Here is a 25,319-nt window from a genome sequence, read left to right on the forward strand (position 1 = left end):
GCGACCTTTGCAAAACCGTTCCCGCACAACCTTGTGCGGGAACGTTCCCGCATCAATACTCGCTCCATCCCACAGCGCCCGTCACTACACCCGTAAAGGGGTGGGTCTGCATGCGCACGTCCCGAACCATCGCGCTCCTCCTCTGTACCGCCGCCCTCGCGGTCACCACCAGCGCCTGTTCCGGCGCCACCGCCCCCAGGGCCGCCGGCGGCGCCGGCTTCGAGGTCACTCCGCTCTCGCCGCCCGCCCAGGGCCCCCTGGACTCCTTCACCTGGTCCCTGTACGCCGAGCCCTACACGCTCGACTACGCCCTCGCGTACGACTACCCGCCGAACACGGTCCTCGCCAACGTGTGCGAGCAGCTCATGCGGGTCACGCCCGACATGAAGATCGAGCCCGGTCTCGCCGTGAAGTACGACCGCCCCGACCCGCTCACGCTGGTCTACACCCTGCGCCCCGGGGTGAAGTTCCACGACGGCACGACCATGACCGCCGACGACGTGGTCGCCTCCCTCCAGCGCCAGATGGCCCCGGAGACAGGCTCCCCCTGGGGCTCGGCGTTCAAGAACGTCAAGGCCGTCGAGAAGACCGGTCCGCTGGAGGTGACGCTCCGGCTCACCAAGCCCGACGTCCTGCTCCACGAGCTGATGGCCGCCTCCCCGGGCACCGTCGAGAGCGCCGCCACCCTCGCCAAGGCCGGCAAGGACTACGGCACCCCCGCGGGCAAGGTCAACTGCACCGGCCCGTACTCCCTCGACTCCTGGTCCCAGGGCACCGAGATCACCCTGAAGAAGCACGCCGCGTACTGGGACCCCCGGCTGGCCCCGAAGTCCGCCACCGTGAAGTTCACCTTCGTCGAGGACGTGGCGGCCCGCACCAACGCCTTCCTGTCCGGCACCGCCGACGGCGGGTACATGGTGGCCCCCGCGACGGTCGGACAGCTGCGCTCCGGCGACAAGGGCGGCGTCCTCTTCGGCCCCAACACCGCCGCGTCCAACCTCGCCGTACTCGACTTCGGCGGCCCGCTCGGCGACCTGAAGGTGCGCAAGGCCCTCTCCCTGGCGCTCGACCGGAAGAACATCGTCAAGGCCGCCGCCGGCGGCATCGGCGTCCCCGCCAAGTCCCCCACCGCGCGCGGCGCGTGGGCGCTGGCCCCGGAGAAGACCGCCGCGCTCTACGACACCCTGCCCGAGCCCGCTTACGACCTCGGCGCCGCGAAGAAGCTCGTCCAGGAGGCCGGCGCCACCGGCCGCAAGATCACCCTGGTCACCAGCACGCTCGCTCCCGAGATCAGCGTCGTCGCCAACGCCGTACAGGCCGCCGGCCGGGAGATCGGCCTGGACGTCGAGCTGAAGTCGGTGCCCCCCGAGGCGTACAGCAGCATCTTCGTCGACCCGAACGCCCGCGCCGGCCTGGACCTGGTCATCACCAACGGGTACGACAACACGCCCGACCCGTTGGAGTTCTACCAGTACCTGCGCACCGGCGACTTCGGGAACTACGGCAACTGGTCGAACGCCGAGTACGACGCCGCCTTCGACCGGGCCAACTCCGAACCCGACGCCGGCAAGCGCGCGGAGCTGACCGCCGAACTCCAGAAGATCGTGTTGCGCGAGCTGCCGACCATCCCCCTCTACGAGGCGCCGTACCTGGTCTTCCTCGGCAAGCGCGTGACCGGCGCCCCGACCGGGATCGCCCAGCTGTACTACCCGTGGGCCGCGACGATCGGGGCCGCGGCGAAATGACGCGCTACCTCATCGGACGCATCCTCGGCCTGGTGGCGGTGCTGTTCGTGACCTCGCTCGTGGTCTTCGGCAGCGTCCACCTGGCCCCCGGCGACCCGGTGTCGTTCCTGCTCCACGGCCGCCCCGCGACCCCCGAGGCCGTGGCGGCCCTGCGCTCCCAGTACCACCTGGACGACCCGCTGCCCGTGCAGTACGCGAAGTGGCTCGGCGGCGTCCTCCGGGGCGACTTCGGCAGCTCCGCCCAGTTCCACCAGGACGTCTCCGCGCTCATCGGATCCCGGCTGCCGGGCACGGCCGTGCTCGTCGGGTACGCGGCGCTGCTCGTCGCCCTCCTCGGCGTGGCGGCCGGGGTCCTCGCCGCGCTGCGGCCCGGGCCGCTGGACCGGGCGGTGCTCCTCGGCAGCGGCGTCGCCACGGCCACCCCGTCCTTCGTGACCGCGATCGCGCTCGTGTCCCTCTTCTCCGTCCGCCTGGGCTGGTTCCCGGGCCCGGGCGGCACACCCGTCGGCTTCTCCGAACGGCTGCACCACCTGACCCTGCCGGCCTTCGCCCTCGCGCTGACCTTCGCCGGCCTGCTCGCCCGGGTGACCCGCTCGGCGATGCTCGACGAACTCGGCCGGGAGCACGTCGAGGTGGCGCGCGCCCGCGGCGTCCCGGGGCGGACCGTGGTCCGCCGGCACGTCCTGCGCAACGCGCTCGGCCCGGTCGTCACCGTCGGCGGCACCATGCTCGCCGGACTCCTCATCAGCACCTCGATCGTCGAGACGGCCTTCGACGTGCCCGGCCTCGGCTCCCTGCTCGTCCAGTCGGTCACCGCCAAGGACTTCGCCGTCGTACAGGCGATCACCCTGCTCAGCGTGGGCGCCTTCGTCCTCGTCAACCTCGCCGTCGACCTGCTCGCGCCGCTCATCGACCCCCGGCTGTCGCTCCACGGGGAAGGCTCCTCATGACCACCACCGCACCTGCGGAGCCCGCCGCCCTGCGCCGCAGGCCCGGGCTGCGCCCCCTGCGCCTGCTCGCCCAGGGTCCGTTGTTCACCGCCTCGGTCGTGGTGCTCGCCGCACTCGTCCTGATCGCCGCGCTCGCGCCCGTCCTCGCGCCGTACGACCCCGAGGCCCTCGACCTCACCGCGAGCCTGGCCGGGACCACCGGCGAGCACCTCCTGGGCACCGACCAGTCCGGGCGGGACGTCCTGTCGCGGCTGATGTACGGGGCGCGCACCGGACTGCTCGGCCCGCTGCTCGTCGTCGGCGTCTCCACCCTGCTCGGCACCCTGCTCGGCGTGGTGGCCGCCTGGCGCGGCGGTTGGGCGGACTCCGTCCTGTCCCGCTCGATGGACATGCTCTTCGCGATCCCCGGACTCCTGCTCGCGATCCTGCTCGTCTCCGTCGTCGGTCCGGGGATGACCGCCCCCGTGATCGCGATGGCGGTGGCCTACACCCCGTACGTGGGCCGGCTGGTGCGCGGCATCGCGCGCCAGGAGAAGGCCCGACCGTACATCGAGTCCTACCGGGTCCAGGGCTGGTCCGGCTGGACCGTGTGCCTGCGCCACCTGCTGCCCAACATCGCCGCCACCGTCTTCGCCCAGTCCGCGATGAACTTCGGGTACGCGCTGATGGACCTGGCGGCCCTCTCCTACCTCGGCTTCGGCGTGCAGCCGCCGACCGCCGACTGGGGCGCCATGATCAACGAGGGCCAGTCGGCCGTCCAACAGGGGGCGATGCTGCCCGCCCTCGCGCCCTCCGCGTGCATCGTGCTCGCGGTGGTGGCGTTCGGCATCGTCGGCGAGGGCCTCGCCGACCGGATCGCGAGGCGGAAGCGGTGAACCGCATGAAGGCACGGCGGGAAGAGGAGGGCGGGACCGCGGTCCCGGCCGACGACGCGCGTCCGGTACTGGAGATCGACGGGCTCGGCGTCCGGCTGCCCGGCGACCGGGCCGCCCGGCCGATCCTGGACGGGGTCGGCCTGCGGGTGGGCCCCGGGGAGAGCGTCGGCCTCGTCGGCGAGTCCGGCTCCGGGAAGTCGGTGGCGTGCCGCAGCGTCCTCGGGCTGCTGCCCGGGGGTGCGCGCACCAGCGGCGAGGTCCGGGTCGCCGGCCGGGACGTGCTCACCATGAGCCGTACGGAGCTGGCCGAACTGCGGGCCCGGCAGGTCGCGATGGTCTACCAGGACCCGCGCGCCTCCGTGAACCCGCTGCGCCGCGTGGGCGACTTCCTCACCGAAGGGCTGCGCGCGGCCGGGACCCCGGCCGCCACGGCGGACGCGCGGGCCCTCGAACTCCTCGACGCGGTCGGCATCCGGGACCCGCGCGGCGCCCTGCGCCGCCGTCCCCACGAGTTCTCCGGCGGCATGCTCCAGCGGGTGGTCATCGCCGCGGCGCTCGCCGCCGAACCCGCGCTGATCGTCGCCGACGAGCCGACCACCGCCCTGGACGTCACGACCCAGGCGGAGATCGTCGAACTCCTCGCCCGGCTGCGTGCCGAGCGCGGCACCGGCCTGCTCTTCGTCACCCACGACCTCGAACTGGCCGCCACCGTCTGCGACCGCGTGTACGTCATGTACGCGGGCCGGATCGTGGAGACGCGCGGCACCGACGACCTGTTCGACCGGCCACGGCACCCGTACACCGCGGGGCTGCTCGCCTGCACGCCGAGCATCGAAGCGGGCGCGCCCGCGCCCCGCCCCATCCCCGGGCGTCCCGTCTCCCTGGCCGAAGCGCCACCGGGCTGCGCCTTCGCCGCACGCTGCGCCCACGCGCTGCCGCGCTGCCGCGAGGAGGAGCCCGCACTGACCCGGCACGGCGACGGACTCGCCGCCTGCCACCGCGCCGACGAAGGGATCACGCTGTGAGCGCCTCAGCGAAGGGGGGACGGGTCGTCGAGGGACGGGGGCTGGTCGTCGAGGGACTGCGCAAGCAGTACGGAGACCACACGGCGGTCGACGGCGTGTCCTTCCGCCTGGCGCCCGGGGCCTCGCTCGCGATCGTCGGGGAGTCCGGCAGCGGCAAGACCACCACGGTCCGGATGCTCGTCGGCCTGGAGCGCCCGGACGGCGGGACCGTCCGCCTGGACGGCCGGGACCGCTCCGCGCTGCCCCGGCGACGGGCGCAGCGGCTGGCCAGGGCCCGGGAGATCCAGATGGTCTTCCAGGATCCGTACCTCTCGCTCGATCCCCGAGTGACCGTGACCGGCTGCCTGGACGAGGTGCTGCGCCTGCACACGGACCTCGACGCGGCCGGCCGCGGCACCCGGGTCGCGCAGCTCCTGGACCAGGTCGGCCTCGGGACGCGCGAGGCCGCCGCCCTTCCCCGCGCCCTCTCGGGCGGCCAGCGGCAGCGCGTGGCCATCGCCCGCGCCCTTGCCGTGGAGCCGAGGGTCCTCGTCCTCGACGAGGCCGTCGCCGCGCTCGACGTGTCGATCCAGGCGCAGATACTCGAACTCCTCGGTCGGATCCGCGGCGCGTCGGGGATCGGCTACCTGTTCGTCACGCACGACCTGGCGGTGGTCCGGCACATCGCCGACGAGGTCCTCGTGCTCAAGTCGGGTCGTGTCGTGGAGGCGGGCCCGGTCCCGCGGGTCCTGGAGACCCCGGAACATCCCTACACCCGGCTCCTCCTGGACTCGGTCCCCCGGCGCGGACGGTTCCCCGCGGGCCGATGACCACCGGCACGGCCCCCGGGGCCCGGACGACCTCAGGGCGCACAGCGTGCCATCCCCACATGCTGTGCGCCCATCGACGTGGCCCCTGGAACCCACCCACCGTCTCGGCGGCGCCGACGACCCGCCGCACCGCCGTGCCGGAATCGCCTTGGGGATCAGGGTTTCGGATGGAGCGTTCTTGGCGAAGTACTTCCACCATGGGCTTATCGCCGGTTGCCGGCCATCCTGCTGTCGCTGTCTTCCGTGAGCCCCGAGGCGGGCGGCCCGTCCCGGTGCTGGGCCCACGGGTCGATGCCGAGGCGAAGCGGGCCGCGCGCGTGCTGGCCGGGGTGGCGACCCATGCCGGACCTGTCGAGCGGACCCTCGCCCTGCGGCAGGCCACCGCGAATGCCGCTGCGTTGGTGGCCGCGCTGTCGGCGCTGGCTCCGGCCGCGGCCGGTGAGGAAATGCCACCGGAGTCGACCAGTCAGTCCTACTTCCGGGTCCGTGAGGGGGAGCTGTCGGATCAACAGGCCGCCCTGCACGGCGCCCTGGTCATCCACCGCGGTCTGGAAGATCTGTGTGATGCTCCGCTGTCGGGTTCCGACCTGACGCTGGAGGTGGCCGGGATGCGGCAGGCGGTGCTCGACCTCACCGGCGCGGCGGCCGACGCCGACCATGACGACGTACCGCCGGTGGCCGTCTCCCAGCCGGGCGCGGGGCCGTCGTTGGAGAGTGTGTGGAGTGCTCGGTGGCTCATCGGTCACCAGGTCCATGTCCTGTTCAATGTCTGCGCCGCGGTCGCCGTGGCCGATGCCACCAGCCACCTGCGGCACGGCGACCGCGACGCCGCGCTGCCGCGGCTGGCAGATGCGACGGTGTACGTGCGTGGTTTCCCGGCGGCGATGACCCACGCCAGTACGATCCCGGCCGACTACTACATGGGGGCGATACGGGACACCATGGCGCCCCCGTCGGTGGACGTCCCGTTGAGCGGGCGCCAGCATCGCGGATACAAGCTGTTCCGGGCGGCGATGAAGGAGCTGCTGTCCGTGGTTCCCGACTCCTACGAGCACTTGGCGGTCCGCGCCCCGGAGCTGGCCGAGGCCCGGGGCGCGCTCCTGGAAGCCGACATCGTGGACGGTGAACGGCACGTCACGCTCGCCTACTCGATGGTCCATCTGCGTCGTTCCATCGCCCAGAAAGCCGAAGGCCCCGACAACGCCGTCGCCGAACTACGGCTCATGCGCCATCGCCGCGCGGCCCAGTACGCCTCCCTGATCCGGTTCGGGGACCACTACGTCGCCGACGCGGTGGCCGGCCTGCGCCGTTCGTGAGTCCGTGCGTCCGCCGCCCGCACCCCCGGTAGGAGACCTGATGCCCGAGACGACGCCCGACGCCACCCGGAGCACCATCAGCGCCGACCACGAACTGGATCCCGCGGATGCCGACGTGTGCGAGCGGCTGGCCCGCACCCTGTGCGGCGACGGGCACGGCCAGGTCGACGGCCCCGAGTGGGTGGCCCGCGCCCGGGACGCCTGCGACGACCTTCCGCTACGGCTGCGCCGTGAAGTGCGTCGGTTCCGAAGGCATTCCGGCCCGCACGGCACACTGGTGATCGGCGGCCTGCCCATCGGCCGAGCCACCCTGCCCGCGACACCGACCGCACCCGGCTCGGTCCAGCGCCAGGCCACCGTCTCGGCCGCAGTGCTCACCATGGTGGCCTGCGGGCTCGGCGAGCCGCTCGCCTACTTGGCCGAGAAATCGGGCGCCCTCGTGCAGGACGTCGTGCCCGTGCCCGGCCAGGAGACCTTCCACGGCAACGCCGGATCGGTGCCGCTGTCCTTCCACACCGAGAACGGCTTCCACCCCCACCCACCCGACTACGTGGTCTTCCTGTGCCTGCGCGCCGACCACGACCGGATCGCCGGCATGCGCGTCGCCGGCATCCGCCAAGCACTGCCGCTCCTCACCCCGGCCAGCCGCCAGGCCCTGTTCGAGCCGGAGTTCGTCACCACACCACCACCCTCCTTCGGCTCCGACGCCGCCGCGGGCGAGCCCGATGTCGAGCCCCGACCCGTGCTGTCGGGAGCAGCCGATGACCCCGACATACGCATGGCCCAACTCGTCACCGCCCCCCTCACCCCCCGGGCCGCCGCGGCCCTGGCCGAGTTCGGCCGCGCCTGCGAGGCGACCGCCCGCACCCTGCGCCTGAATCCGGGCGAGCTGGTCATCATCGACAACCGCGTCACCGTCCACGGCCGGACCGCCTTCCACCCCCGTTACGACGGAGCGGACCGCTGGCTGCAACGCACCTACGTCACCACGGACCTGCGCCGCTCCCGCGACCACCGCCCGCACGACGGCCACGTACTCGCCCGCTGACGCCTGAACACGTAGCCGTGCTCCGTGACCGACCCGCGCTGAGCACCAACGCCGTCGAGGAACTACCGCGGTACGACGGACCGATCGGCAGACGTGCGGGCCCGTGTTCAGGGGCGCCGCGAGGAGGCGGTGAGGTAGGAGAGCTGGTGCGAGATGCCTTGGACGAGAGCGGTGTTCGGGGTCCAACCGAGGAGGGCGGCCGCCTTGGAGCGGTCGGCGAGCGTGGCTTCCACGTCGCCGGCCTGCGCGGGTAGCTTGCGGACCGGCACCGGGCGGCCGGTCAGCTCCTCGACCGCGGACAACACGTCCAGCACGGTGGTGCTGACGCCGGCCCCGATGTTGAAGACGGTCGTCGCGTCGCGACCGGTCGCGGCGGCGATGGCGGCACGGACCACGTCGGCGACGTAGGTGAAGTCGCGCGTTTGACTGCCGTCCCCGTAAAGGGTCAGTTCCGGGCCGCCCAGCGCCGCCGTCAGGGCGCGGCCGATCAGCATGTCGGGGCGCTGGCGGGGCCCGTAGACGGTGAACAGGCGAAGGGCCGCGGTGGTGACGGTGGGACGGGTCTTGGCGGCGTGGGCCAGGCAGAGCTGTTCGCCGGCGAGTTTGCTGACCGCGTAGGGAGATGCGGGGCTCGGTGTGGCGTCCTCTCGGGTGGGGCCGCCGCTGGTCCCGTAGATGCTGGAGGAAGAGGCGTAGACGAGGCGGGGAACATGAGCGTCCTCGCACGCCGACAGCACGCGTTCGGTGGCGAAGATGTTGCACGACGCGTATGCGGCGAACGGCTCTCCCCAGGAGCCGCGCACTCCTGGCAGGGCGGCGAGGTGGAAGACGACGTCGGCCTGGTGGAACGCCTTCGTGAGCGGGAAGGTCCTCAAGTCCGCGGTCACCAGGGTGAAGTTCGGGTGGTCGAGGGCTCCGCTCAGGTTGGCTTCCACCGCGGGGTCGAACCGGGGGGCGCGACGGTCCACGCCGACGACGGTGGTTCCCTCGGCGAGGAGTGCTTCGACGAGGTGCGAGCCGATGAAGCCGGCGGCCCCCGTGACGACGGCTTTGGTCACGGAGTGTCTCCCAACCTGGAGGGGTTCGCCCGGGTGATGTCGGCGAGGACCGTATCGGCGCGGCGGCGCCAGGTGTAGAGGGCGAGGAACTGCCGTTGGGCCTCGTCACCGAGTGTCTTGCGCAAGGTCGTGTCGGTGACGAGTTCGGTGAGGGCGGTGGCCCACGTCTGCGGTTCCTCGGGGGGGCACAACAGGCAGTTGACCCGGTCCTGGAGGATTTCACGCAGGACGGGCAGGTCGGAGGCGATGATGGCGCGCCCGTGGGCCATGTACTCGAACAGCTTCATGGGTGAGGTCCAGCGTCCGATCTCGTCGAATCGGCCGAAGGTGTACACCTTGCGCTGGTGGGGGGCGAGGACCACGTCGAAGAGGGGGAAGTAGCCGGGTAGTTCGGCGGGGGGCCGGTGCCCGTGGAAGTGGACGTTGGGATGCGGGCACGGGCCCTCCCAGCGGGCCCTGTCTTCGGCCGTGCCGCCGACCAGGTGGAAGTCGAAGGCCGGGAGGCGCCCGGCGAGGTCGAGGATGAGGTCGATGCCGCGTCCGTCGTAGAGGTGTCCGACGTATCCGATCTTGGGTGCGGCCGCGCGGCCGGGGAGCCCGGGGGTGTTGACCGCCGCGCGGGGGTCCGGTGGGTCGGCGCAGTCGGGTGCGACGAGGATCGGCAGTCTCCCCAGGTCCTGGTGCGCCTGCTGGAGATCTCGGGCGAGTTCGTGGGTGATGACGACGATCCGCGCGAGGCCGGGGTGACTGATCAGGGCGCGGTCGGTTCCCTCCGGCAGGTCCCTGCGCAACTGGTGGACCTCGTACACGAAGGGGGCCAGGTCGGCGGTGGCGGCGAGGCTGTAGGGATCGCGCCCGTAGATGAGGTCGGGTGCGGACCCCCCGGTCAGCAGGTCGCGGATGTGTTCGCCACGTGCGCGGTAGCCGGACGGGGTGTGGTCGGGTGCGGGGATCAGCCGGATGGGGAAGCGGTGCCGGACACCGTAGTACTCGTGGGGATCGGCGTCGGTGTAGGTGCCGGGCATGGAGTACAGGGTGACGTCGTGTCCGGCGTCGGTGAACGCGTCGCACATGCGCATGACGTGGACGCCGTTGGCGAAGAACGAGGGGATGCTTCCTCCGTGCAGATAAGCGATGCGCATGCGGTCTACCCCTCGGCTGCTGTGGATGTCGGTACGGGCATGGGTTCGGGCGGCGGTCGGGCAGCGGTGGGGACGGCCTCGTCCGCCCGCGGGCTGTGGCTCACCAGGAGACGGGCACGATCCGGGGGGCTCGGGTGATCTGGCCGCGCTTCCACTCCGGCGGGCCTGCCGCCCTGAGCGTGGGGAAGTGGCGTACCAGAGCGGTGAGGGCCTCTTGGAGCTGCACGCGGGCGAGCTGCGCTCCCACGCAGAAGTGGGCGCCGTACCCGAACGCCAGGTGCGCCGGGGCGGCGCGGGTCAGGTCGAGAAGGTCGGGGGCCGGGTACACGTCTTCGTCGTGGTTGGCCGAAGAGGTGAGTGCGATGACTGCCTCGCCCTCCTTGACGCGTACGCCGCTGAGCACCACGTCCTGCGTGGCGACCCGCAGGTTCGCACCGACCGTGGCCTGGGCGTACCGGAGCAGTTCCTCGATGCCGCTGGGGATCAGGTTCGGTTCGCGGCACAGCAGGCGGTAACGCTCGTCCTGGTCGAGCAGCAGCTGGACCAGGCCGGCCAGCCGGTCGGCGGTGGTTCCGTAGCCACCCGCGAGCAGCACGATGCAGAACGAGATGAGCTCGCCCTCGGTCAGCCGGTCGCCGGCGTCACGTGCCGCGATCAGCGCGCTCAGCATGTCATCGCCGGGGTGGGAGCGTTTGGCGGCGACGAGCCGGGTCAGATAGTCCGTCATGTCCTCGACGGCCGCCATCACCGCGGTGTCCGGGAGCGCGGTGACGCTGCGCATCGCGTCGTTCCAGGCATCGAGCTGGTCACCGTCGATGCGGGGTGTTCCCAGCAGGTCGCAGATCACGGTCAGTGGGAGCGGCCGGGTGAAGCCGGCGACGAGGTCGGCCGGTGGCTGTTGTCCCTTCATGCGCGTGAGCAGCTCGTCGGCCAGGAGCGCGATCCCGCCGCGCATCGTTTCCGCCCGGCGTCCGCTGAGGGCGGGCGCGACCAGTCTGCGCAGGCGGGAGTGGTCGGGCGGGTCCGCGGCCAGGATGGAATCGGGCAGTGTGGTCGTCCGGTTGATCCTGGGGCCGGTGCCCCTGGTCGCCCGGGCGCGGCTGAAGCACGCGCCGGCCAGGACGGTACGGACATCGGCGTGCCGGGTCACCAGCCAGGCGGTGTCACCACTGGGCATCCGGACCCGGATGACCGGGGCCTTGCGGCGCAGTTCCTCGAACTCCGGCATCGGGTCGAGCCCGTCCCGATGGGGGAAGGGAAAGGCCTGGATTCGTTCGGTCCGGTTCATGCCGCTCTCCGTCATCACCTGGTGGTCCGGCGGTCAGGCCTGCTCGTAGACGGAGACGTGGTAGCCGCTGTCCCGCGTGAAGGGAGTTCCGCTCCAGCTGCCCCAGCGTTCCTTGAGCCGCAGGCCGGCCCGGGCCGCCATCAGGTCGAGTTCGCCGTGGCCCGCGTACCGGAAGACCACGCGCAGATGCCTGGTGCGTCCGTCGTGGTGGATGACGTAGTGCGAGAGGTACGTCTGGTCCGACGGGTCGAGACGGCGGTAGCACAGCACCAGGTGGTCATCGTCCTCGGTGACGATCTCGGGGCCGTTCACCGTGGCCAGGGCTTCGGGCACGTGGGCGTCCAGGACGAGGAGGCCGCCTGGCGCGAGACGGGCCGCGGCATTGGCGAAGCAGCGCGCTTGGGCGGCCTGATCCGGCAGTTCGGCGAAGGTACCGCCGGCCAGGTACACGAGGCTGAAGGTCCCGGTGACCGCAACCGCGGCGAAATCCCCGACCGTCACGGGTATCCGGGATCCGCCCGGTTTGGCGTACAACCGCCGGAGCATCGCCTCGGAAGCGTCGATGCCGTGCACCTCGATGCCGCGTTCCCGCAGCGGGAGGGCGATCCGGCCGGTGCCGATGCCCAGCTCCAGGACGGGTCCGGGACCCGCGAGAGTCGCGACGGCTTCGACTGTCGCCGCGGTGACACCGGGCTTCGCGAACCAGCGGTCGTAGTCGTCGGCGAACGCGTCGGCATAGCCGGAGCGCGCTTCGGGGAACGTGGCGTCCATGGGGCTCCTAACCGAAGGGATGGGGGTGACCGGCGCCGTCCCCGGACGGCAGGGGCAGGGCTCCTGGGGCCAGCACGCGTACGACGCGCACCCCCGCGCTGCGGGCGGGCCCGGAGGTGGTCTCGACCAGGACCACGTCCTGGCCGGTGTGTCCGGCGAGCACGTCGAGCGGGTCCGTCCGCACACCGTCGGCGGGCTGGGACCCCGCGCCCGGACGCGCGTCCCACCATCGCAGGCTGTCCTGGCGGTGGTAGGCCCATAGCGCGTGCTGGACAGCGGTTTCCGGCGGGCCCGCACCGTGCCACTGCTCCCACGTGCGCCTCGCGGCCGGTGCGCTCATGCTCCACCGGACCATGAGCGCCTCGTACGCGGCCTTCACCGCCAGGGCTTGTACGGTGTCGCCGGGCCCGCAGCGGGCACCGAACGCCTGACCGCCGCCGTCGGCGCGGTGCAGGCAGACCACCACGCAGGCGGTTCCGGCCGGAGCGGGAACGCGGAGGGCCGTCGTCTCCAGTCCACTGTCCTGGAGGAAGGCGGCCAGCGGCGGGGGCGGCTCGAAGGGGACCAGGCTGGGCGGCCGGTCCGCGAGCCCGCACCAGCTGCGCCTGACCAGGTCGCGTTCGAGCACTTCCCAGGCCGCGTGCCGGGTCGCGGCCCGCAGGTCGGGATGTGCGGCGATGCCGGTGGACCCTGCCCGGCCCGCCGTGTCACACCCGGCCGGGGGCCTGTGGTGCAGGAACACCGAGCCCGCGGGAACGAATACCTCCGCACCTTGGACCGTCCGGCCGCGTACCCACAGCACCCTGGCGTCCGCGCCGGGCAGCGGCTGCGGTGCGAGGACGGGCAATCCTTTGCGCCGCAGCTCCTCCCGGGTTCCCACCAGTTCGGCGGCAGACTCGGCCTCCCGCCCCGCCATCACGTTTCCGAGCCGTTCCAGAAGCTCCCCGCGGGCGCCCAGGACCACCCGTTCCCGGTCGTGGCCGGCAGCGCTGCCGACCAGCACCGGCGCCCCGCCGGCGGCGCTCGTTCCCTCGAACGCCGCCGACCGGGCGGCCACCCGGGCGAACAGGATCTCCGGCTGTTCCCGGTAGGGCGTGAACACCTGGGGCTCCCAGGACGTCACGCTCACTCTCCGAGTGCTTCGGTGCACTGCGCGAGCATCCGGTTCCCGTGCGAGGTCAGCTTGTCGGCGTGGGTGCCCAAGGTGTGCACGGCCTGGTGCGCGGAGCGCAGCAGCGTCTCGCGCCGGGTGTCGACCACCGGGCCCGTACCCGCGAGCCTGCGGTACAGCAGCACGCTGCGGGCCAGTACCACCGTCTGCTGGAACAGGCCGGTCAGCGGCCGGGGATCGGCCCGCAGCGGCGTCACGACCAGCAGTTCCGCGTTCCGACCCGTAGCGGGCGCGTCCTCTGCCGGGTCGGGGAGCAGGAACGGGTCCGTCAGGGCTGCCGCGTTGCACCTCGTGTGTGTGCCTTCGTGGATCAGCGCCTCGGCGAACCGCACCGCGCCGGGCAGTCCGGCGCGGCTGGCTGTCAGCCGGTCGCGGTGCACCAAGACGGCCCCGTGAACGGTGAAGTCGGTGAACCCGTCGATCGCCCCGCCGTCCAGCAGCGCGATCTCGGCGACCGTCTCGCTTACCTCCGCGGCGCCTTGGGGCCAGACCCGGGTCAGCAGGTCGACCGCCCGCGCCAGTGCTTCCCGCTCGGAATCCCGCCACGCCACGACCTCGGCAGCGGCCGGTTGCCCGTCGGCGGACGGACTCACCGGTACGGACCTCAGGGCGCGAGCCACGCTGCGCCTCAGATGGTCCTGGGGGCCGGCCGGACCGAAGGCGGACGGTGATACCCGCGCCAGCCGTGCTGCCAGCTTCCGCCGCTGTTCCGCGTCCAGCCGACCGGAACGCAGGGACCTTCCCGCGGCGTGGACGACCTCGACCGCCGCTGGATGACGCAGGCGCTCGTTCTCGGGCGGTGCCAGCTCCGCCCGTGCGAGCACGCCCCGCATGCGCTGCAGCAGCCGTGCCTGCTCGCGGGCAGCCTCCTCCGCATCCGGTTCGACGCGCATACTCCCTCTTCCGGGTCTTGGGCAGTGATGTGCGGCGGGCCGGGAGGCCCGCCGCACGGTGTGCGCATGCGCCGTCGGTTCCTAGTCGCGCGAGGGGATGTCAACCATCAGCGCGAGCTCGGGAAGGTCTTCGTCTGCGAGCTGCTCGATCTCCTCGTTCATTGACGCTCCCTTCACCTCACCGGCCCGGCCGTGCTCGGTCGGATCCACCGGCAGCGTCATCGTCGGGGGACGTACCGCGGCAGCCAAGGAGGAGCGGCCGGACACGGTGCGCATTCGGGCGACGTCAGCGAGTCCGGTAGGCGGCTTGACGGCTGTTCCGGAAGGGAGGCGGTGGAACGGAGCCGCGCCTCCACCACAGGGTTGTCCGAAGCCCACGTCCGGTGCTGGTGGGGAGATGCTTACCCAAACCATTTTTCCGGCCATATAATCCGCGCTCAGGGACGGCGAATACGGCTGAATGGGCTGAAGGCGTTAACCCACGGGTCAGTCGAGATACGGCTAATTTGGAGAAGAAATCAGCCGAGCCGGTCCGCCTACGTCGGACCGATCACCGTAGCGCTGCCGGAACGAGAGGGCGGTTACGGGAACACGCGAAGGGGACAGCCGTGGCGGACTCCTGGAAGATCGATGTCGACGGTCGGCGCTGCATCGGTTCGGGAGTGTGCGCGAGCGCCGCGCCCGATCACTTCGTGATCGACAGCAGTCGGCGGTCACGGCCGAACTCCGCGCGCGTCACCCCCGACGAACGGGTACTGGACGCGGCGTTCACCTGCCCGATGGAGGCCATAACGGTGCTCGAACTGACCACGGGGTCAACCGTATTCCCTCCGAGTGAGGGACACGCCTGACCGTGTCACGCGGAAGCCCTCGGGGTGCATAATCATCCTCCATGACGGGCTCACGGGATTTCTCAGGATCATCCGCCACACCGGATGCCTTTGTGCTGTCCTTCCCCAAGTGCGGACGAACATGGCTACGTCTGCTGATGGCCAAAGCCATCTCGCTCCACTGGGATCTGCCGATGGAGATCTGCCGGGATATGCGGCTGGAGGAGTTCAGCGCCGTCGATCCGCGCGTCCCCGAGATCACTTTCTGGCACGACGACCGAGTCGGGTGGCGCACACCCGGCCAGCTGTCCGCTGACAAGGAGCGCTACCGCGACCGCCGGGTGGTCTTCTTGACCCGTGACCTGCGGGACACAACGGTCTCCTACTACTTCCAGCGCAGCCTGCGTCCGGACAACCCGTACACCGGTCCTCTCGAAGACTTCATCGGTGAGGACGAAGGAAGCCTGCGGACCTGTGTCGCCTTCTGGAACATCTGGCACGCATGCCAGGACGTCCCGCGCGCGTTCCTCCTCACCTCGTACGAGCGCCTCGCCGCGGACACCCCGGGTGAACTCGCGCGGATCCTGGAATTCTGCGGAGTTCCGCGGGTCGATCCTTCAGTGCTGCGGGAATCGGTCGGATTCGCCAGCTTCTCCAGCATGCGTGCGATGGAACTCAGCGACGCCCTCGGCTCCGACCGCCTGCGGCCCGGCAGGTCGGGCGAGCCGGAGTCCTTCAAAACCCGCCGGGGGATCATCGGAGGGTTCCGCGACTACCTGACAGCACCCCAGGTCAGCGAGATCAATGACCTGATCAGGAAGAACCTGGTCCCCGAATGGCACGCGGTGGCCTTCGCCGCGGACGATCCCGCCACCGTGGACCTGTCCAGCCGGACACCGGCCCTCTGATGTCGCGCCTCGCCCGGCATGAGGCCATCGATGCTAGGGAGCGGTGACCCGCGCCACCGGGCCCGGCTCTGAACCCGGCCGACCGTCATCGACACGGTTCGTCCAGGACGGTGTCGCGTCCGGGATCCGAAGCCGTCTGACGTCCGGCAGAAGCAGTGGCAACAGAGCGGCCAGCACGATCAGCAGGGCCGAGGCCAACAGAGTCGGGCGCAGCCCCATCAGCCGCGTAGCGGGCCCGGCGAGCAGGTAGCCGACGGGCTGGACCACCAGCTGCCCCAACGCCGAGTACGAGAGTGCCCGGCTCAGCCGCTCCGCCGGAATCATCACCTGTACGAGGGAAGCCCACACCAGGGCCGACATCGCTCCCACCCCGCCGGTCACCGCCGCCCCCGCGGCCAGGACCCCGGCAGAGGCGCCGGCCGCCATCAACGACAAGGGAAGGGCCATGGCCATGGTCCCCACGCAGCACACCGTTCCCACCCACACCGGCTGCCACCACAAACCCAGCACCGAACCGATCAACAGCCCCCCGGCGAACCCCGCGGCCACCAGGCCCCAGCCGTGCACGCCACCCAACTCGCCCTGCCCGTAGACCGGGCCGAGGACCTGGTAACCGACGAGCCACAGCGGGGCCGCTGCGGCGGCCTGCAGGATGAGCGCCCAGAGCCATCGACGTGATCGGAAGTCGGACCACCCCGAGGCGAGTTGCCCAAGGAATCCCTCCGCGCTTTTGCCCTCCACCCGGGAGGACAGACCCATCCGGGCGATCAGGAGCGCGGCCCCGGTGAAACTCAGCGCGTCCCAGCAGATCACCCAGGCGGGAGAGGCGGCCCCCACCAGCAGGGCGCCGAACGCGGGGCCCCCGACCTTGACCGTCGTCTGTGCCATTCTCAGCAGCGCGTTGGCCCGCATGCGCAGTGGTTCCGGCACCAGTTCCGGGAGCACTCCGGCCCCGGCCGGAACCGAGAACGCGGCCGCCGCACCGCAGACCGCGGTCAGCGCGGCCAGCCACCAGATCCCGCCCACCCGCGACCAGAGCAGGCCGGCGGCGAGCAACTGCGTCGATGCACAGACCGTGTTGGTGACCGTCAGCACCCGTGTGCGCGGCCAACGGTCGGCGACCACACCACCGACCGGAAGGAGCAGGAGTTGTGGAGCGACCCCGGCGGCCAACACGAGACCGAGGCCGCTCGGCCCCCCGCCCTGTCCCAGCACCGCCCAGGCCAATGCCACGGGCGCCACACCGGTCCCCGTCCAGCTCAGCAGACGGGCCAGGAAGTACAGCCGGAACAGGCGCTCCGACAGGGGAGCGAAGGCGTTCCCGGCCGAATGGCGCGGGTCATCGGTGACGTGTGGAGCGGTCGAGTCCTGCGCACGCACCGTCGCCATGACCTCTCCGCCGGCAGGATGCAGGCACGGCAGTTCTCTGTCAGGGATTCACATCTGTTCGCCCCTTGACGCCTGGTGGGAATCAAGGGGCACTGGAGTACCTTGCGGTGACGACTACGCGCGGCTCGCCGTGAAGGTGACCTTCTTGTCGAAGCCGGTGACTTTGATCTTCCCGGTGATCTTGGTGACGCGGGTGGTTCCGGGGAGACCTCCGCAGACCACGTTGCTGCTCTTGCCGTATCCGACATAGGAGCGGAACGTGATCGATCCCCGGCCACTGGTGTCCACGAACAGCTCGAACGGAGCCGCCGCGGCGCGGGAGTCGATGCCGTCACTCACGTCGGTTCGGAAGGAGGGGCCGTTCGCGACGAGCGGGGTGATCGTGATGACCCGCGCGGGGTCGCCGTTGACGGCTCCGATGAAGGCGCTGTCCAGGCTGAGGAGCCCGACGTAGTCCTGGACGGCACCTCCACAGGTGTTGGGGGCCGTGGCATGGGCTGCGGGCGCGGAGATCAGGGCCCCGGACACTCCGAGGGCGAGGCTGAGCGCGAGAGTAGATGCCGAAGAGAGGAAACGAGGAAGGCGGGGCATGGAACACTCCGTCATTTGAGCGGGCAAATCGTGCATTTGTTTCAAGAGTCGACCACACGATCCAGCTCCGGCTCCTACAACACGCAAGAGCACCGCCAAGCCTCACCTGCCTGCCGCGGCTCCCCCGAGCGCGCTCGGGAGCGCAGCCAGCACCAGCTGGTCACCACCGTCATGCCACCCGCGCCGCCGAAGAAGCCTGGGGACCCCGAGGAGCAAGATCCGGACCGGTTCCGGACCAGCCCTCGCCGAGGGGCCGCACCACCCTCCGGTAGCCACGGAAGGCGGGTGGGCCGACCCCTACGGGCTGCTCTCCCGCAGGCGGAAGCCGGTGACCAGGTCGGGGCTGATCCGGATGGCGCCCGATGCGGCGCCCTCGACCCACGGTTGCAGCAGGTGCGCGTAGCGCTCGATCTCGCCGGGTGCGGTGACGGCGGTGGCGTAGCCGGTGGCGACCACGCTCCACCCCAGGTGCGCGCCTTCATCGATGACGTCGGCTTCGTACGCGACGACCACGCCCGCACCCTCCTGGGCCGCGAGCAAGGCTCCGAGCGTCGAGCTGTCCTGGATCCGGACGATGATGTCGCCGGCGTCGAGGAGGTGGTTGACCGGGCGCACCGCGGGCAGCGCGTGACGGGTGAAGACGATCCGGCCCAGTTCGACGGTGCCCAGCAACCGCAGCGCCTCGTCAACGCCGAGCTCGTCGATCTGCCGTCCCCGCATGCTGACGGCAGGCGAGCTGGTGGTCGTAAAGGCCGGATCGCTCTTCATCGTGGGCACCGTTGGTCAAGGGGGCGGGACGCCAGGGCCCCTGCCCGCTGTTGGCTTGTCAAAGGGGCGTGGGCCCAGGGGCATGGCGTCGCAGCACCGCGAGCCGCCGACCGTATTCCTCGTCGTCGATCTCGCCTCTGGCGAATCGTTCCGCGAGAAGCCTCTCGGGGCCCTTGTCGGAGGCGGCGTAGGGCGTGGGCGCTGTGCGCCCGTGCGCACCGTCTCGCCTGAGAGCGCGGACCACGAGGACGGCCGCTGCGACGATCAGAGTCCAGACGATCAGCATGGTGAGGGACATGGCGAACCATCCCCAGGACCCCATGCCATGGCCATTCCAGTACATCGCGCACCTACCAGGTGGACGGGGCGACGGCCGCGAGCCGGTCATCTGCTGCCCAGCATCTCCGGCCGCACCGAGCCCCGGCAGGGGCCGGTCGGCCCATAGACGGGACCACAGGGCCCATGCCCGGCACCGGTGGGAACACCAAGACTGAAGACGGACTCGAACAGGAGGCCGTTCATGAGTACCCCTTCACCGGCCCGGCCCGTCTCTTTCGCGAGGGTGGCCACGCCGATCGCTTCTGGATCGTCCGGTCCGGCACCGTGACCTTGGACGTCCATGTGCCCGGGCGGCGCGTCGCCGTCATCGAGAGCCTGGGCGCCGGCCAGCTGGTCGGCTGCTCGTGGCTCTTCAAGTCGTACTCCTGGCGTCTGGGCGCCGAGGCGATGACGCCCGTCCGCGCGCACGAGTTCGACGCGGCGCGCGTACGGACGCTGATGGACGCCGACGCCGCCTTCGGCTCCGCCCTGGGCCAGTGGGTCGGGCAGGTCCTCGCCAACCGACTGCAGGCCGCCCGCGTGCGCCTTCTCGACCTGTACGCGCCCTATGGCAGCGGCAGCTTCCTCTGATCGTCCGTACGCCGAAGGAGCCGGTCATGCCCGCATCCCGCTACACCGTCAGTGACGTCATGACGCACACCGCCGTCGCCATCGGCCGCGAGGCCTCCTACAAGGAGATCGTCGAGCTGATGCACCAGTGGAAGGTCAGCGCCGTCCCCGTCCTGGAAGGCGAGGGCCGGGGCGTCGGCGTGGTCTCCGAGGCGGACCTGCTGCCGAAGGAGGAGGCCCTGTTCTCGTATAGCTACCGCCAGGTGGCGTGTAGCGCTGAGTAGCCGCATTGACCTCGTTTCCCGACTCTGGCCGTCTCGTTGAGCTGAACGAGTGGCGGCGAAGGCGTGGGTGGTATGCGGCCGGACTGGGAGCCGGAAGACCTGATCGAGGTCTGGACGCTGCTCGAAGACGACATGAAGAGGGTGCGGAACAAGTCGGGGGCGACCCGGTTGGGCTTCGCGCTGTTGCTCAAGTTCTTCGAGGTGGAGGCGCGGTTCCCGGAGTCCGCGAGGGAGGTGCCCGCGGCGGCGGTGGAGTATGTGGCCCAGCAGGTGAAGGTTCCTGCCGGGGCGTGGGCGGACTACGACTGGCAGGGCGACCGGATCAAGCGGCACCGCAAGGAGATCCGGGAGGCGTACGGGTTCCGGGCGAACACCGAGGAGGACCAGGAGCGGCTGGCTGAGTGGCTGGCCGCTGAGCTGTGTCCGGTGGAGCTGTCGCGGGATCGTCTTGCGGCGGCGGTCGTGGCCCGGTGTCGTAACGACCACATCGAGCCGCCGGCCCCGGGGCGGGTCGGGCGGCTGGTGGGCAAGGCGGTCAAGGACTTCGAGGCCCGGTTCTGCAGCAGCAGGGTGGAGCGGATCTCGCACGCGACGCGCTCGCGCCTGGAGGACCCGGTCGCCGGCAGCCAGGACGAGGCGGCCGAGGGAGCGGACAGCCAGGATGCGGTCTCGGGCGGCGAGCGATCTCACTTCGCCGAGCTGAAGGCCGACCCGGGGGCCCCGGGCCTGGAGAGCCTGCTGGCCGAGGTGAGCAAGCTGAAGCGGGTCCGGCGGCTGGAGCTGCCCGCGGACTTGTTCGCGGACGTGTCGGAGAAGTTGGTGGACGCGTGGCGAGCGCGGGCGTCGAAGGAGTATCCGGCGAACCGGGAGCGGATGAAGCCGGCGCGGCGCCTGACGCTGCTGGCCGCGCTGTGCCACGTGCGGCAGACGGAGATCACCGACTCGCTGGTGGACCTGTTCATCCAGCTCGTGTTGAAGATCAACACCCGGGCGGAGCGGAAAGTCGACGAGGAGCTGAACGCCGAGCTGAAGAAGATCCGGGGCAAGGAGGGCATGCTGCTGCGGGTCGCGGAGGCGGCGCTGTCGGAGCCGTCCGGCACTGTACGGCGGGTGATCTACCCGGTAGTGGGCGCAGAGAAGACCCTCAAAGCCCTGGCGGCGGAGGCCGCGGCGAACGAGTCCCGCTACAAGGCCCGGGTGCGTACGGTGCTGCGGTCGTCGTACTCGGCGCACTGGCGCCGGATGCTATCGCCGCTGCTGGGCGCGCTGGAGCTGAAGTGCAACAACACGGCTTACCGGCCGGTGATGGACGCGATCGACCTGCTCCAGCGCTACCTGGACCAGCCGCTGAAGGAGGGCGCGTTCTTCGACCCGGCGGAGAGCGTGCCGCTTGCGGGGGTGGTGCCCGAGCACTGGCCGCCGCGGTGGTGGACGAGCGTAGCCGTGTCGAGCGCATCCCGTACGAGCTGTGCGTGCTGGTGGCGCTTCGGGACGCGGTGCGGCGCCGGGAGATCTGGGTGGCGGGGGCGAACCGGTGGCGTAACCCGGAGGACGACCTGCCGGCGGACTTCGAGGACAACCGGGACGTGCACTACGCCGCGCTGGGCCAGCCGCAGGACGCCGGGGAGTTCATCGCCGCTCTGCAAGGCAAGCTCCGCACCTCGCTGGACCGCTTCGATCAAGCGCTGGCGGAGGGCACGACGGGCGGGGTGGCGACCGTCAAGAAGCACGGTGAGCCGTGGATCAGGGTCTCCCCACGGGCGAAGCAGAAGGAGCCCGAGAACCTGGTGGCCATTAAGGGCGAGATTGAGCGGCGCTGGGGTCCATTGACTGAACTAACTCTTGCGTTTTAGCAGGTCAGAGCCTGTTTCTGCTAGCTTCTCGCCATGGTCGATCTGAACGATCCCGGGCGGGATCTGACACGCTTCCTGCTGCCCGAAGTAGGCCGGTTAGTCGAGACCGGCGAACCGCGTGATCCGTACCGGCTGCTTGATCCGGCTGGGTTACCGGTCGTGCCAGTCACCTCGTTCTTCGCTGAGTTGCAGGCGGCCAGCAGGCCGCCAACCACGGTCCGGTCGTACGGCATGGATCTGCTCAGGTGGTACCGGTTCCTGTGGGCGGTTGACGTCGCCTGGGACCGGGCGACCCGCAGCGAGGCCCGGGACTTCTCCCGCTGGCTGCAACTCGCGGACAAGCCGGTCCGGATCCACTGGCGCCACCAGCGCCAGGGCATCACTACCCCCAGGTCGAGCGGAGCGAAGCGGACCGAGCCGGGGGCGCCGAATCCGGTGACGGGTAAGCCGACGCCTGGCAGGAAGTACGCACCGACCACCCGTGCGCACAGCGAGACGGTGCTGCGGTCCTTTTACGAATTCCACCTCGAAGAGGGCACCGGGCCGATCATCAACCCCTTCCCGCTGGACCGCTTCCGGCGAGGCCGGGCCAACGCTCACCACAACCCGATGGAACCGTTTCGACACGAGGGGAAGGGCCGCTACCGGCCGCGCGTGCCCAAGAAGCTTCCGCAGCGCATCCCGGACGAGATGTTCAACGCGCTGTTCGCCGCATTGAAGTACAACCGCGACCGCGCCCTGCTCTCAGCCTGGGTCTCCACCGGTGCCCGAGCCGACGGAATGCTCACCAGCCGCCAGCTGGACACCGACCCGGGCCAGCAGCTGATAACCGTCGTCCGCAAGGGGACGCGGGAGAGCCAGCCGCTGCCAGCGTCACCGGACACATTTGTGTGGCTGCGTCTCTACCAGGAGGATGCCCGGCGCCAGGGCGCCCCGTATGGACGCCGGTTGCCGTTGTGGTGGACGCTTCGCCGGCCGTGGAGGCCGCTGAACTACCACGCGGCCAGAGCGATGTTCGGCCGGGCGAACGAGCTGCTGGGGTCGAACTGGACCCTGCACGACCTGCGGCACACGGCCGCCTACCGCATGGCCCGCGACCCGCAGATGCCTCTGACGGACGTGAAATGGGTCCTCGGTCACGCCCATCTGTCCACCACGGAAATTTACCTGGCCGCCAGCCAGGACGAGGTGATCGAGAGCGTGCTGGCCCACCACGCTCGTCGGGCCCGTCAGCCGGTTCTGCCGCCGGCTCCGGCTCCCGGCTACGACCCGGCGAGCCTGGACGTGCTGTTCGGACGACGGACATGACCACCAAGACGACCACGACGCTGCCCACGGCAAGGCGCTCGGGACAGCGGTCCTCGGCTCCGCTCCACGGTTCCGCCCAGAAGTCCCTCCGCGCCGCTTTCCCCGCGAGATCGGTTCCTGACGACTGGCTGGCGACCACCGAGGACAGAGACCAGGTCAAAGAGCGCCTGGCGGAATTCTCGGCCACCGCGAACAAGCACACCCGCTACGTCCGGGGCCGCGGGGCCCAAACGATCCTGCGCTGGCTGGAAGAGTTTCCAGGGGACAGCTGGCAGCAGCGATGGCGGAACTCCGGCTCCGACGATCAGCGGCGAGCCTGGCTCGACCACCTGATCGAGGCGATCGGCGACGGCCGCTACGGGCGAGCTGACCGGCCCGAACTCGCCTCGGGCGTCCTCGCACTGGTCTGCGCTGATGTGATCCGTCCCAGCCTGGAGTGGCTGATGACACGCCAGTCCCTGAACCTGCGCCAAGTGGTCACCGAACGCCGTGACGCGGACGGCTTCGCCGCGCTCGCGGCCGTCGGAGCCCCGGAGCTGTGGTCGACGAACCTCGGGTTCAACGCCCGCTACCAGATCGCGATGCTGATCGTCGCCAAGGGCGGCGGGGTTCGCGACATCACCGTGGGCGACTGCCTGGAGCTGCGGGAGACCGAGGCACGTGTCTACGTACATGCTGGCTCTGGGCGGTCGCTGTTCTACAACTGGCTCAGGGAACTCGGAAACTTCCCCGCCGATGCACCCACCACCTTGCGCGACGTCAGCAGACACTCCGGCCAGGTCAGCGCCGCCGAGCGCGTGGACCGCTACCAGCTGCGGTGCCGGCCCGTCCGGGACCTGATCGTGGACTACCTGACCGAGCGCCAGCCGTCGCTCGACTACAACTCCCTCGAAGACCTCTCCCGCACACTCGCCCGGCACTTCTGGGGCAATCTGGAACGTCACCACCCCGGCATCGACTCTCTCCACCTGGCCCCCGAGGTCTCTGCGGCCTGGAAGGAACGCTGCCGCACCAAGACCACGGTCCGCCGACTGCCCGACGGTACATCCGTCGAGGTCACGAGCCCTCGAACGAACAGCATCAACCTGCTGACGGCAGTCCGGGCGTTCTACCTGGACCTGGCCCAGTGGGCCCTGGAGGAACCGGGCCGCTGGGGCCCATGGGTCGCCCCGTGCCCGGTCAAGGAAGCCGAGATCTCACAGCGGAAGCACGTCACCCGGCGAAAGGCCCGCATGGACCAGCGGACCCGGGAACGGCTCCCAGTCCTTCCCACCCTGGTCAAGACCGCGGCCGACGAGCTCAAGAAGGCCCAGGCCCGGCTCGCCGCCGTCCGCGCTGCGGCACCGGGAACCTCATTCACCGTGCTGGGCGAGACCTACACCAAGGTCAAGGGCACCCGCTATACCGACCACACGGCATCGGCCACCGCCTACGACGCGAACGGCCGGCGGCACTGCCTGGGACCGGCCGAGCAGCGCGCCTTCTTGGCCTGGGCGAGCGTGGAATTCCTCCGTCACACCGGAGTCCGTATCGAGGAGATGCTGGAGGCGAGCCACCACAGCATCACCCAGTACAGGCTGCCGACCACCGGCGAGGTCGTCCCGCTTCTGCAAATCGCCCCCTCCAAGACCGACGAGGAACGCCTTCTCCTGGTGAGTCCGGAGCTGGCCGATGTGCTCAGCGCGATGGTCTGCCGAGTACGAGACGTCTCCGGCGCGATTCCCCTGGTCCGTTCTTACGACCCCAGCGAACGCGCCTGGAACGCGCCCTTGCCGCTGCTGTTCCAGTGGCGCTGGGGTGGCCAGAACCGGCCGGTGTCGGTGTCAACGATCCGCAAGGGGCTGGACGAGACCCTGCTGGCCTCCGGTCTGGCCGATTCCACCGGCCGGCCGTTGCGCTACCAGCCGCACGACTTCCGCAGGATCTTCGTCACCGACACCATCATGAGCGGCCTGCCGCCGCACATCGCGCAGGTCATCTGCGGTCACAAGACCATTTCGACCACGATGAACTACAAGGCGGTCTACCCGACCGAGGCGATCGAGGCCCACCGGGCGTTCATCGCCCGCCGCAGGGCCACCCGGCCCAGCGATGAGTATCGAACCCCCACCGAGGAGGAATGGGACGCCTTCCTCGCGCACTTCGAGAAGCGCAAGGTCTCCATCGGCACCTGCGCTCGTGCCTTTTCAAGCCCTTGTGTTCATGAACACGCTTGCTTATCCGAACTAGCCAAGGGCGGCGGTTCCGCAGGTCCTGCGCCCACTCTCACCACGGAAAGTAGTCGTGAAGAAGTTGGGTGAACGGGCGCTTGCGGGCGTGTCGTGCTCCGGTGACCAGCGCAGCACGCCCGCCAAAGAATCCCCGAGGTGTCTCCGCGCCACCCGTAGGGCGACAATGCCGCTCTCAGCA

The 25,319-nt window shown here is 70.6% G+C and carries 24 protein-coding genes and 1 pseudogene; 14 read left to right on the forward strand and 11 right to left on the reverse strand.

The window, feature by feature from the left end; all coding sequences use genetic code 11:
* Positions 1-110: 110 nt before the first annotated feature.
* The 7 genes from ACZ4UB_RS31555 (at position 111) to ACZ4UB_RS31585 (ending at position 7,768) form a co-directional block, all read left to right on the forward strand.
* Positions 111-1,745 (forward strand): ABC transporter substrate-binding protein, encoded by a 1,635-nt coding sequence (locus ACZ4UB_RS31555; protein WP_468075445.1) that lies wholly within the window; start codon positions 111-113, stop codon positions 1,743-1,745.
* On the forward strand, positions 1,742-2,695 hold the full coding sequence (locus tag ACZ4UB_RS31560) for an ABC transporter permease (protein WP_468075447.1): 954 nt from the start codon (positions 1,742-1,744) through the stop codon (positions 2,693-2,695). Before ACZ4UB_RS31555 ends, ACZ4UB_RS31560 begins: the two co-directional genes overlap by 4 nt.
* Positions 2,692-3,570, forward strand: coding sequence for an ABC transporter permease (locus ACZ4UB_RS31565; RefSeq protein WP_468075448.1), 879 nt, complete (start codon positions 2,692-2,694; stop codon positions 3,568-3,570). Before ACZ4UB_RS31560 ends, ACZ4UB_RS31565 begins: the two co-directional genes overlap by 4 nt.
* 5 nt (positions 3,571-3,575) lie before the next feature.
* Positions 3,576-4,595 carry an ABC transporter ATP-binding protein gene (locus ACZ4UB_RS31570; protein WP_468075450.1) on the forward strand — a complete coding sequence of 340 codons (1,020 nt, stop codon included), beginning with the start codon at positions 3,576-3,578 and terminating at the stop codon, positions 4,593-4,595.
* Positions 4,592-5,404 carry an ABC transporter ATP-binding protein gene (locus ACZ4UB_RS31575; protein ID WP_468075452.1) on the forward strand — a complete coding sequence of 271 codons (813 nt, stop codon included), beginning with the start codon at positions 4,592-4,594 and terminating at the stop codon, positions 5,402-5,404. Before ACZ4UB_RS31570 ends, ACZ4UB_RS31575 begins: the two co-directional genes overlap by 4 nt.
* Before the next feature lie 272 nt (positions 5,405-5,676).
* A complete protein-coding gene (locus tag ACZ4UB_RS31580) occupies positions 5,677-6,720 on the forward strand; it encodes a hypothetical protein (protein ID WP_468075454.1) in 1,044 nt (347 codons plus the stop codon).
* 40 nt (positions 6,721-6,760) lie between these two features.
* Complete coding sequence (locus ACZ4UB_RS31585) at positions 6,761-7,768, forward strand: TauD/TfdA family dioxygenase (RefSeq protein ID WP_468075456.1); 1,008 nt, start codon at positions 6,761-6,763, stop codon at positions 7,766-7,768.
* 107 nt (positions 7,769-7,875) lie between these two features.
* Here the strand turns inward: ACZ4UB_RS31585 and ACZ4UB_RS31590 are convergent, their stop codons facing one another.
* The 7 genes from ACZ4UB_RS31590 to ACZ4UB_RS31620 form a co-directional block, all read right to left on the reverse strand.
* Positions 7,876-8,826: an NAD-dependent epimerase/dehydratase family protein gene (locus ACZ4UB_RS31590; RefSeq protein ID WP_468075458.1), complete on the reverse strand. Its 951-nt coding sequence runs from the start codon at positions 8,824-8,826 to the stop codon at positions 7,876-7,878.
* The gene (locus ACZ4UB_RS31595; protein ID WP_468075460.1) at positions 8,823-9,968 is read right to left on the reverse strand and encodes a glycosyltransferase family 4 protein; all 1,146 of its coding nucleotides are present in this window, start codon (positions 9,966-9,968) and stop codon (positions 8,823-8,825) included. The genes ACZ4UB_RS31590 and ACZ4UB_RS31595 overlap by 4 nt, the downstream gene beginning before the upstream one ends.
* Positions 9,969-10,068: 100 nt before the next feature.
* Positions 10,069-11,256, reverse strand: coding sequence for a cytochrome P450 (locus ACZ4UB_RS31600; protein WP_468075462.1), 1,188 nt, complete (start codon positions 11,254-11,256; stop codon positions 10,069-10,071).
* A gap of 33 nt (positions 11,257-11,289) precedes the next feature.
* A complete protein-coding gene (locus ACZ4UB_RS31605) occupies positions 11,290-12,027 on the reverse strand; it encodes a class I SAM-dependent DNA methyltransferase (protein ID WP_468075464.1) in 738 nt (245 codons plus the stop codon).
* A 7-nt stretch (positions 12,028-12,034) separates the two neighbouring features.
* Positions 12,035-13,150, reverse strand: a complete 1,116-nt coding sequence (locus tag ACZ4UB_RS31610; RefSeq protein WP_468075466.1) for a YcaO-like family protein — start codon at positions 13,148-13,150, stop codon at positions 12,035-12,037.
* Between the two features lie 2 nt (positions 13,151-13,152).
* A complete protein-coding gene (locus tag ACZ4UB_RS31615; RefSeq protein ID WP_468075468.1) occupies positions 13,153-14,091 on the reverse strand; it encodes an aKG-HExxH-type peptide beta-hydroxylase in 939 nt (312 codons plus the stop codon).
* 81 nt (positions 14,092-14,172) lie between these two features.
* Positions 14,173-14,367 carry a hypothetical protein gene (locus tag ACZ4UB_RS31620; RefSeq protein ID WP_468075470.1) on the reverse strand — a complete coding sequence of 65 codons (195 nt, stop codon included), beginning with the start codon at positions 14,365-14,367 and terminating at the stop codon, positions 14,173-14,175.
* A 332-nt stretch (positions 14,368-14,699) separates the two neighbouring features.
* Here ACZ4UB_RS31620 and ACZ4UB_RS31625 point away from each other — a divergent pair, with 332 nt between their 5' ends.
* Together ACZ4UB_RS31625 and ACZ4UB_RS31630 are read left to right on the forward strand one after the other, a co-directional pair.
* Complete coding sequence (locus ACZ4UB_RS31625) at positions 14,700-14,942, forward strand: ferredoxin (protein ID WP_468075472.1); 243 nt, start codon at positions 14,700-14,702, stop codon at positions 14,940-14,942.
* A gap of 137 nt (positions 14,943-15,079) precedes the next feature.
* On the forward strand, positions 15,080-15,829 hold the full coding sequence (locus tag ACZ4UB_RS31630; protein ID WP_468075474.1) for a sulfotransferase domain-containing protein: 750 nt from the start codon (positions 15,080-15,082) through the stop codon (positions 15,827-15,829).
* Between the two features lie 33 nt (positions 15,830-15,862).
* On the opposite strand, the gene ACZ4UB_RS31635 is transcribed toward ACZ4UB_RS31630, so the two are convergent.
* The 4 genes from ACZ4UB_RS31635 to ACZ4UB_RS31650 all read right to left on the reverse strand — a co-directional run bounded on the left by ACZ4UB_RS31635 (position 15,863) and on the right by ACZ4UB_RS31650 (position 18,875).
* Positions 15,863-17,218: an MFS transporter gene (locus ACZ4UB_RS31635; protein ID WP_468075476.1), complete on the reverse strand. Its 1,356-nt coding sequence runs from the start codon at positions 17,216-17,218 to the stop codon at positions 15,863-15,865.
* Between the two features lie 114 nt (positions 17,219-17,332).
* Positions 17,333-17,746: a hypothetical protein gene (locus tag ACZ4UB_RS31640; RefSeq protein WP_468075478.1), complete on the reverse strand. Its 414-nt coding sequence runs from the start codon at positions 17,744-17,746 to the stop codon at positions 17,333-17,335.
* A gap of 360 nt (positions 17,747-18,106) precedes the next feature.
* Positions 18,107-18,577, reverse strand: a complete 471-nt coding sequence (locus tag ACZ4UB_RS31645) for a pyridoxamine 5'-phosphate oxidase family protein (protein ID WP_468075480.1) — start codon at positions 18,575-18,577, stop codon at positions 18,107-18,109.
* A 58-nt stretch (positions 18,578-18,635) separates the two neighbouring features.
* Positions 18,636-18,875: an SHOCT domain-containing protein gene (locus ACZ4UB_RS31650; protein ID WP_468075482.1), complete on the reverse strand. Its 240-nt coding sequence runs from the start codon at positions 18,873-18,875 to the stop codon at positions 18,636-18,638.
* A 164-nt stretch (positions 18,876-19,039) separates the two neighbouring features.
* On the opposite strand from ACZ4UB_RS31650, the gene ACZ4UB_RS31655 reads away from it, so the two are divergent.
* The 5 genes and pseudogenes from ACZ4UB_RS31655 (at position 19,040) to ACZ4UB_RS31675 (ending at position 25,210) form a co-directional block, all read left to right on the forward strand.
* Positions 19,040-19,486: a Crp/Fnr family transcriptional regulator gene (locus tag ACZ4UB_RS31655; protein WP_468075484.1), complete on the forward strand. Its 447-nt coding sequence runs from the start codon at positions 19,040-19,042 to the stop codon at positions 19,484-19,486.
* 26 nt (positions 19,487-19,512) lie between these two features.
* A pseudogene (locus ACZ4UB_RS31660) lies at positions 19,513-19,701 on the forward strand (CBS domain-containing protein); the annotation flags it as partial.
* Between the two features lie 120 nt (positions 19,702-19,821).
* On the forward strand, positions 19,822-21,579 hold the full coding sequence (locus ACZ4UB_RS31665) for a DUF4158 domain-containing protein (protein WP_468075486.1): 1,758 nt from the start codon (positions 19,822-19,824) through the stop codon (positions 21,577-21,579).
* A gap of 56 nt (positions 21,580-21,635) precedes the next feature.
* A complete protein-coding gene (locus ACZ4UB_RS31670; RefSeq protein WP_468075488.1) occupies positions 21,636-22,910 on the forward strand; it encodes a tyrosine-type recombinase/integrase in 1,275 nt (424 codons plus the stop codon).
* The gene (locus tag ACZ4UB_RS31675; protein ID WP_468075490.1) at positions 22,907-25,210 is read left to right on the forward strand and encodes a tyrosine-type recombinase/integrase; all 2,304 of its coding nucleotides are present in this window, start codon (positions 22,907-22,909) and stop codon (positions 25,208-25,210) included. The genes ACZ4UB_RS31670 and ACZ4UB_RS31675 overlap by 4 nt, the downstream gene beginning before the upstream one ends.
* Positions 25,211-25,319 lie beyond the last annotated feature (109 nt).

It is taken from the genome of Streptomyces sp. NPDC028419 (assembly GCF_055565515.1).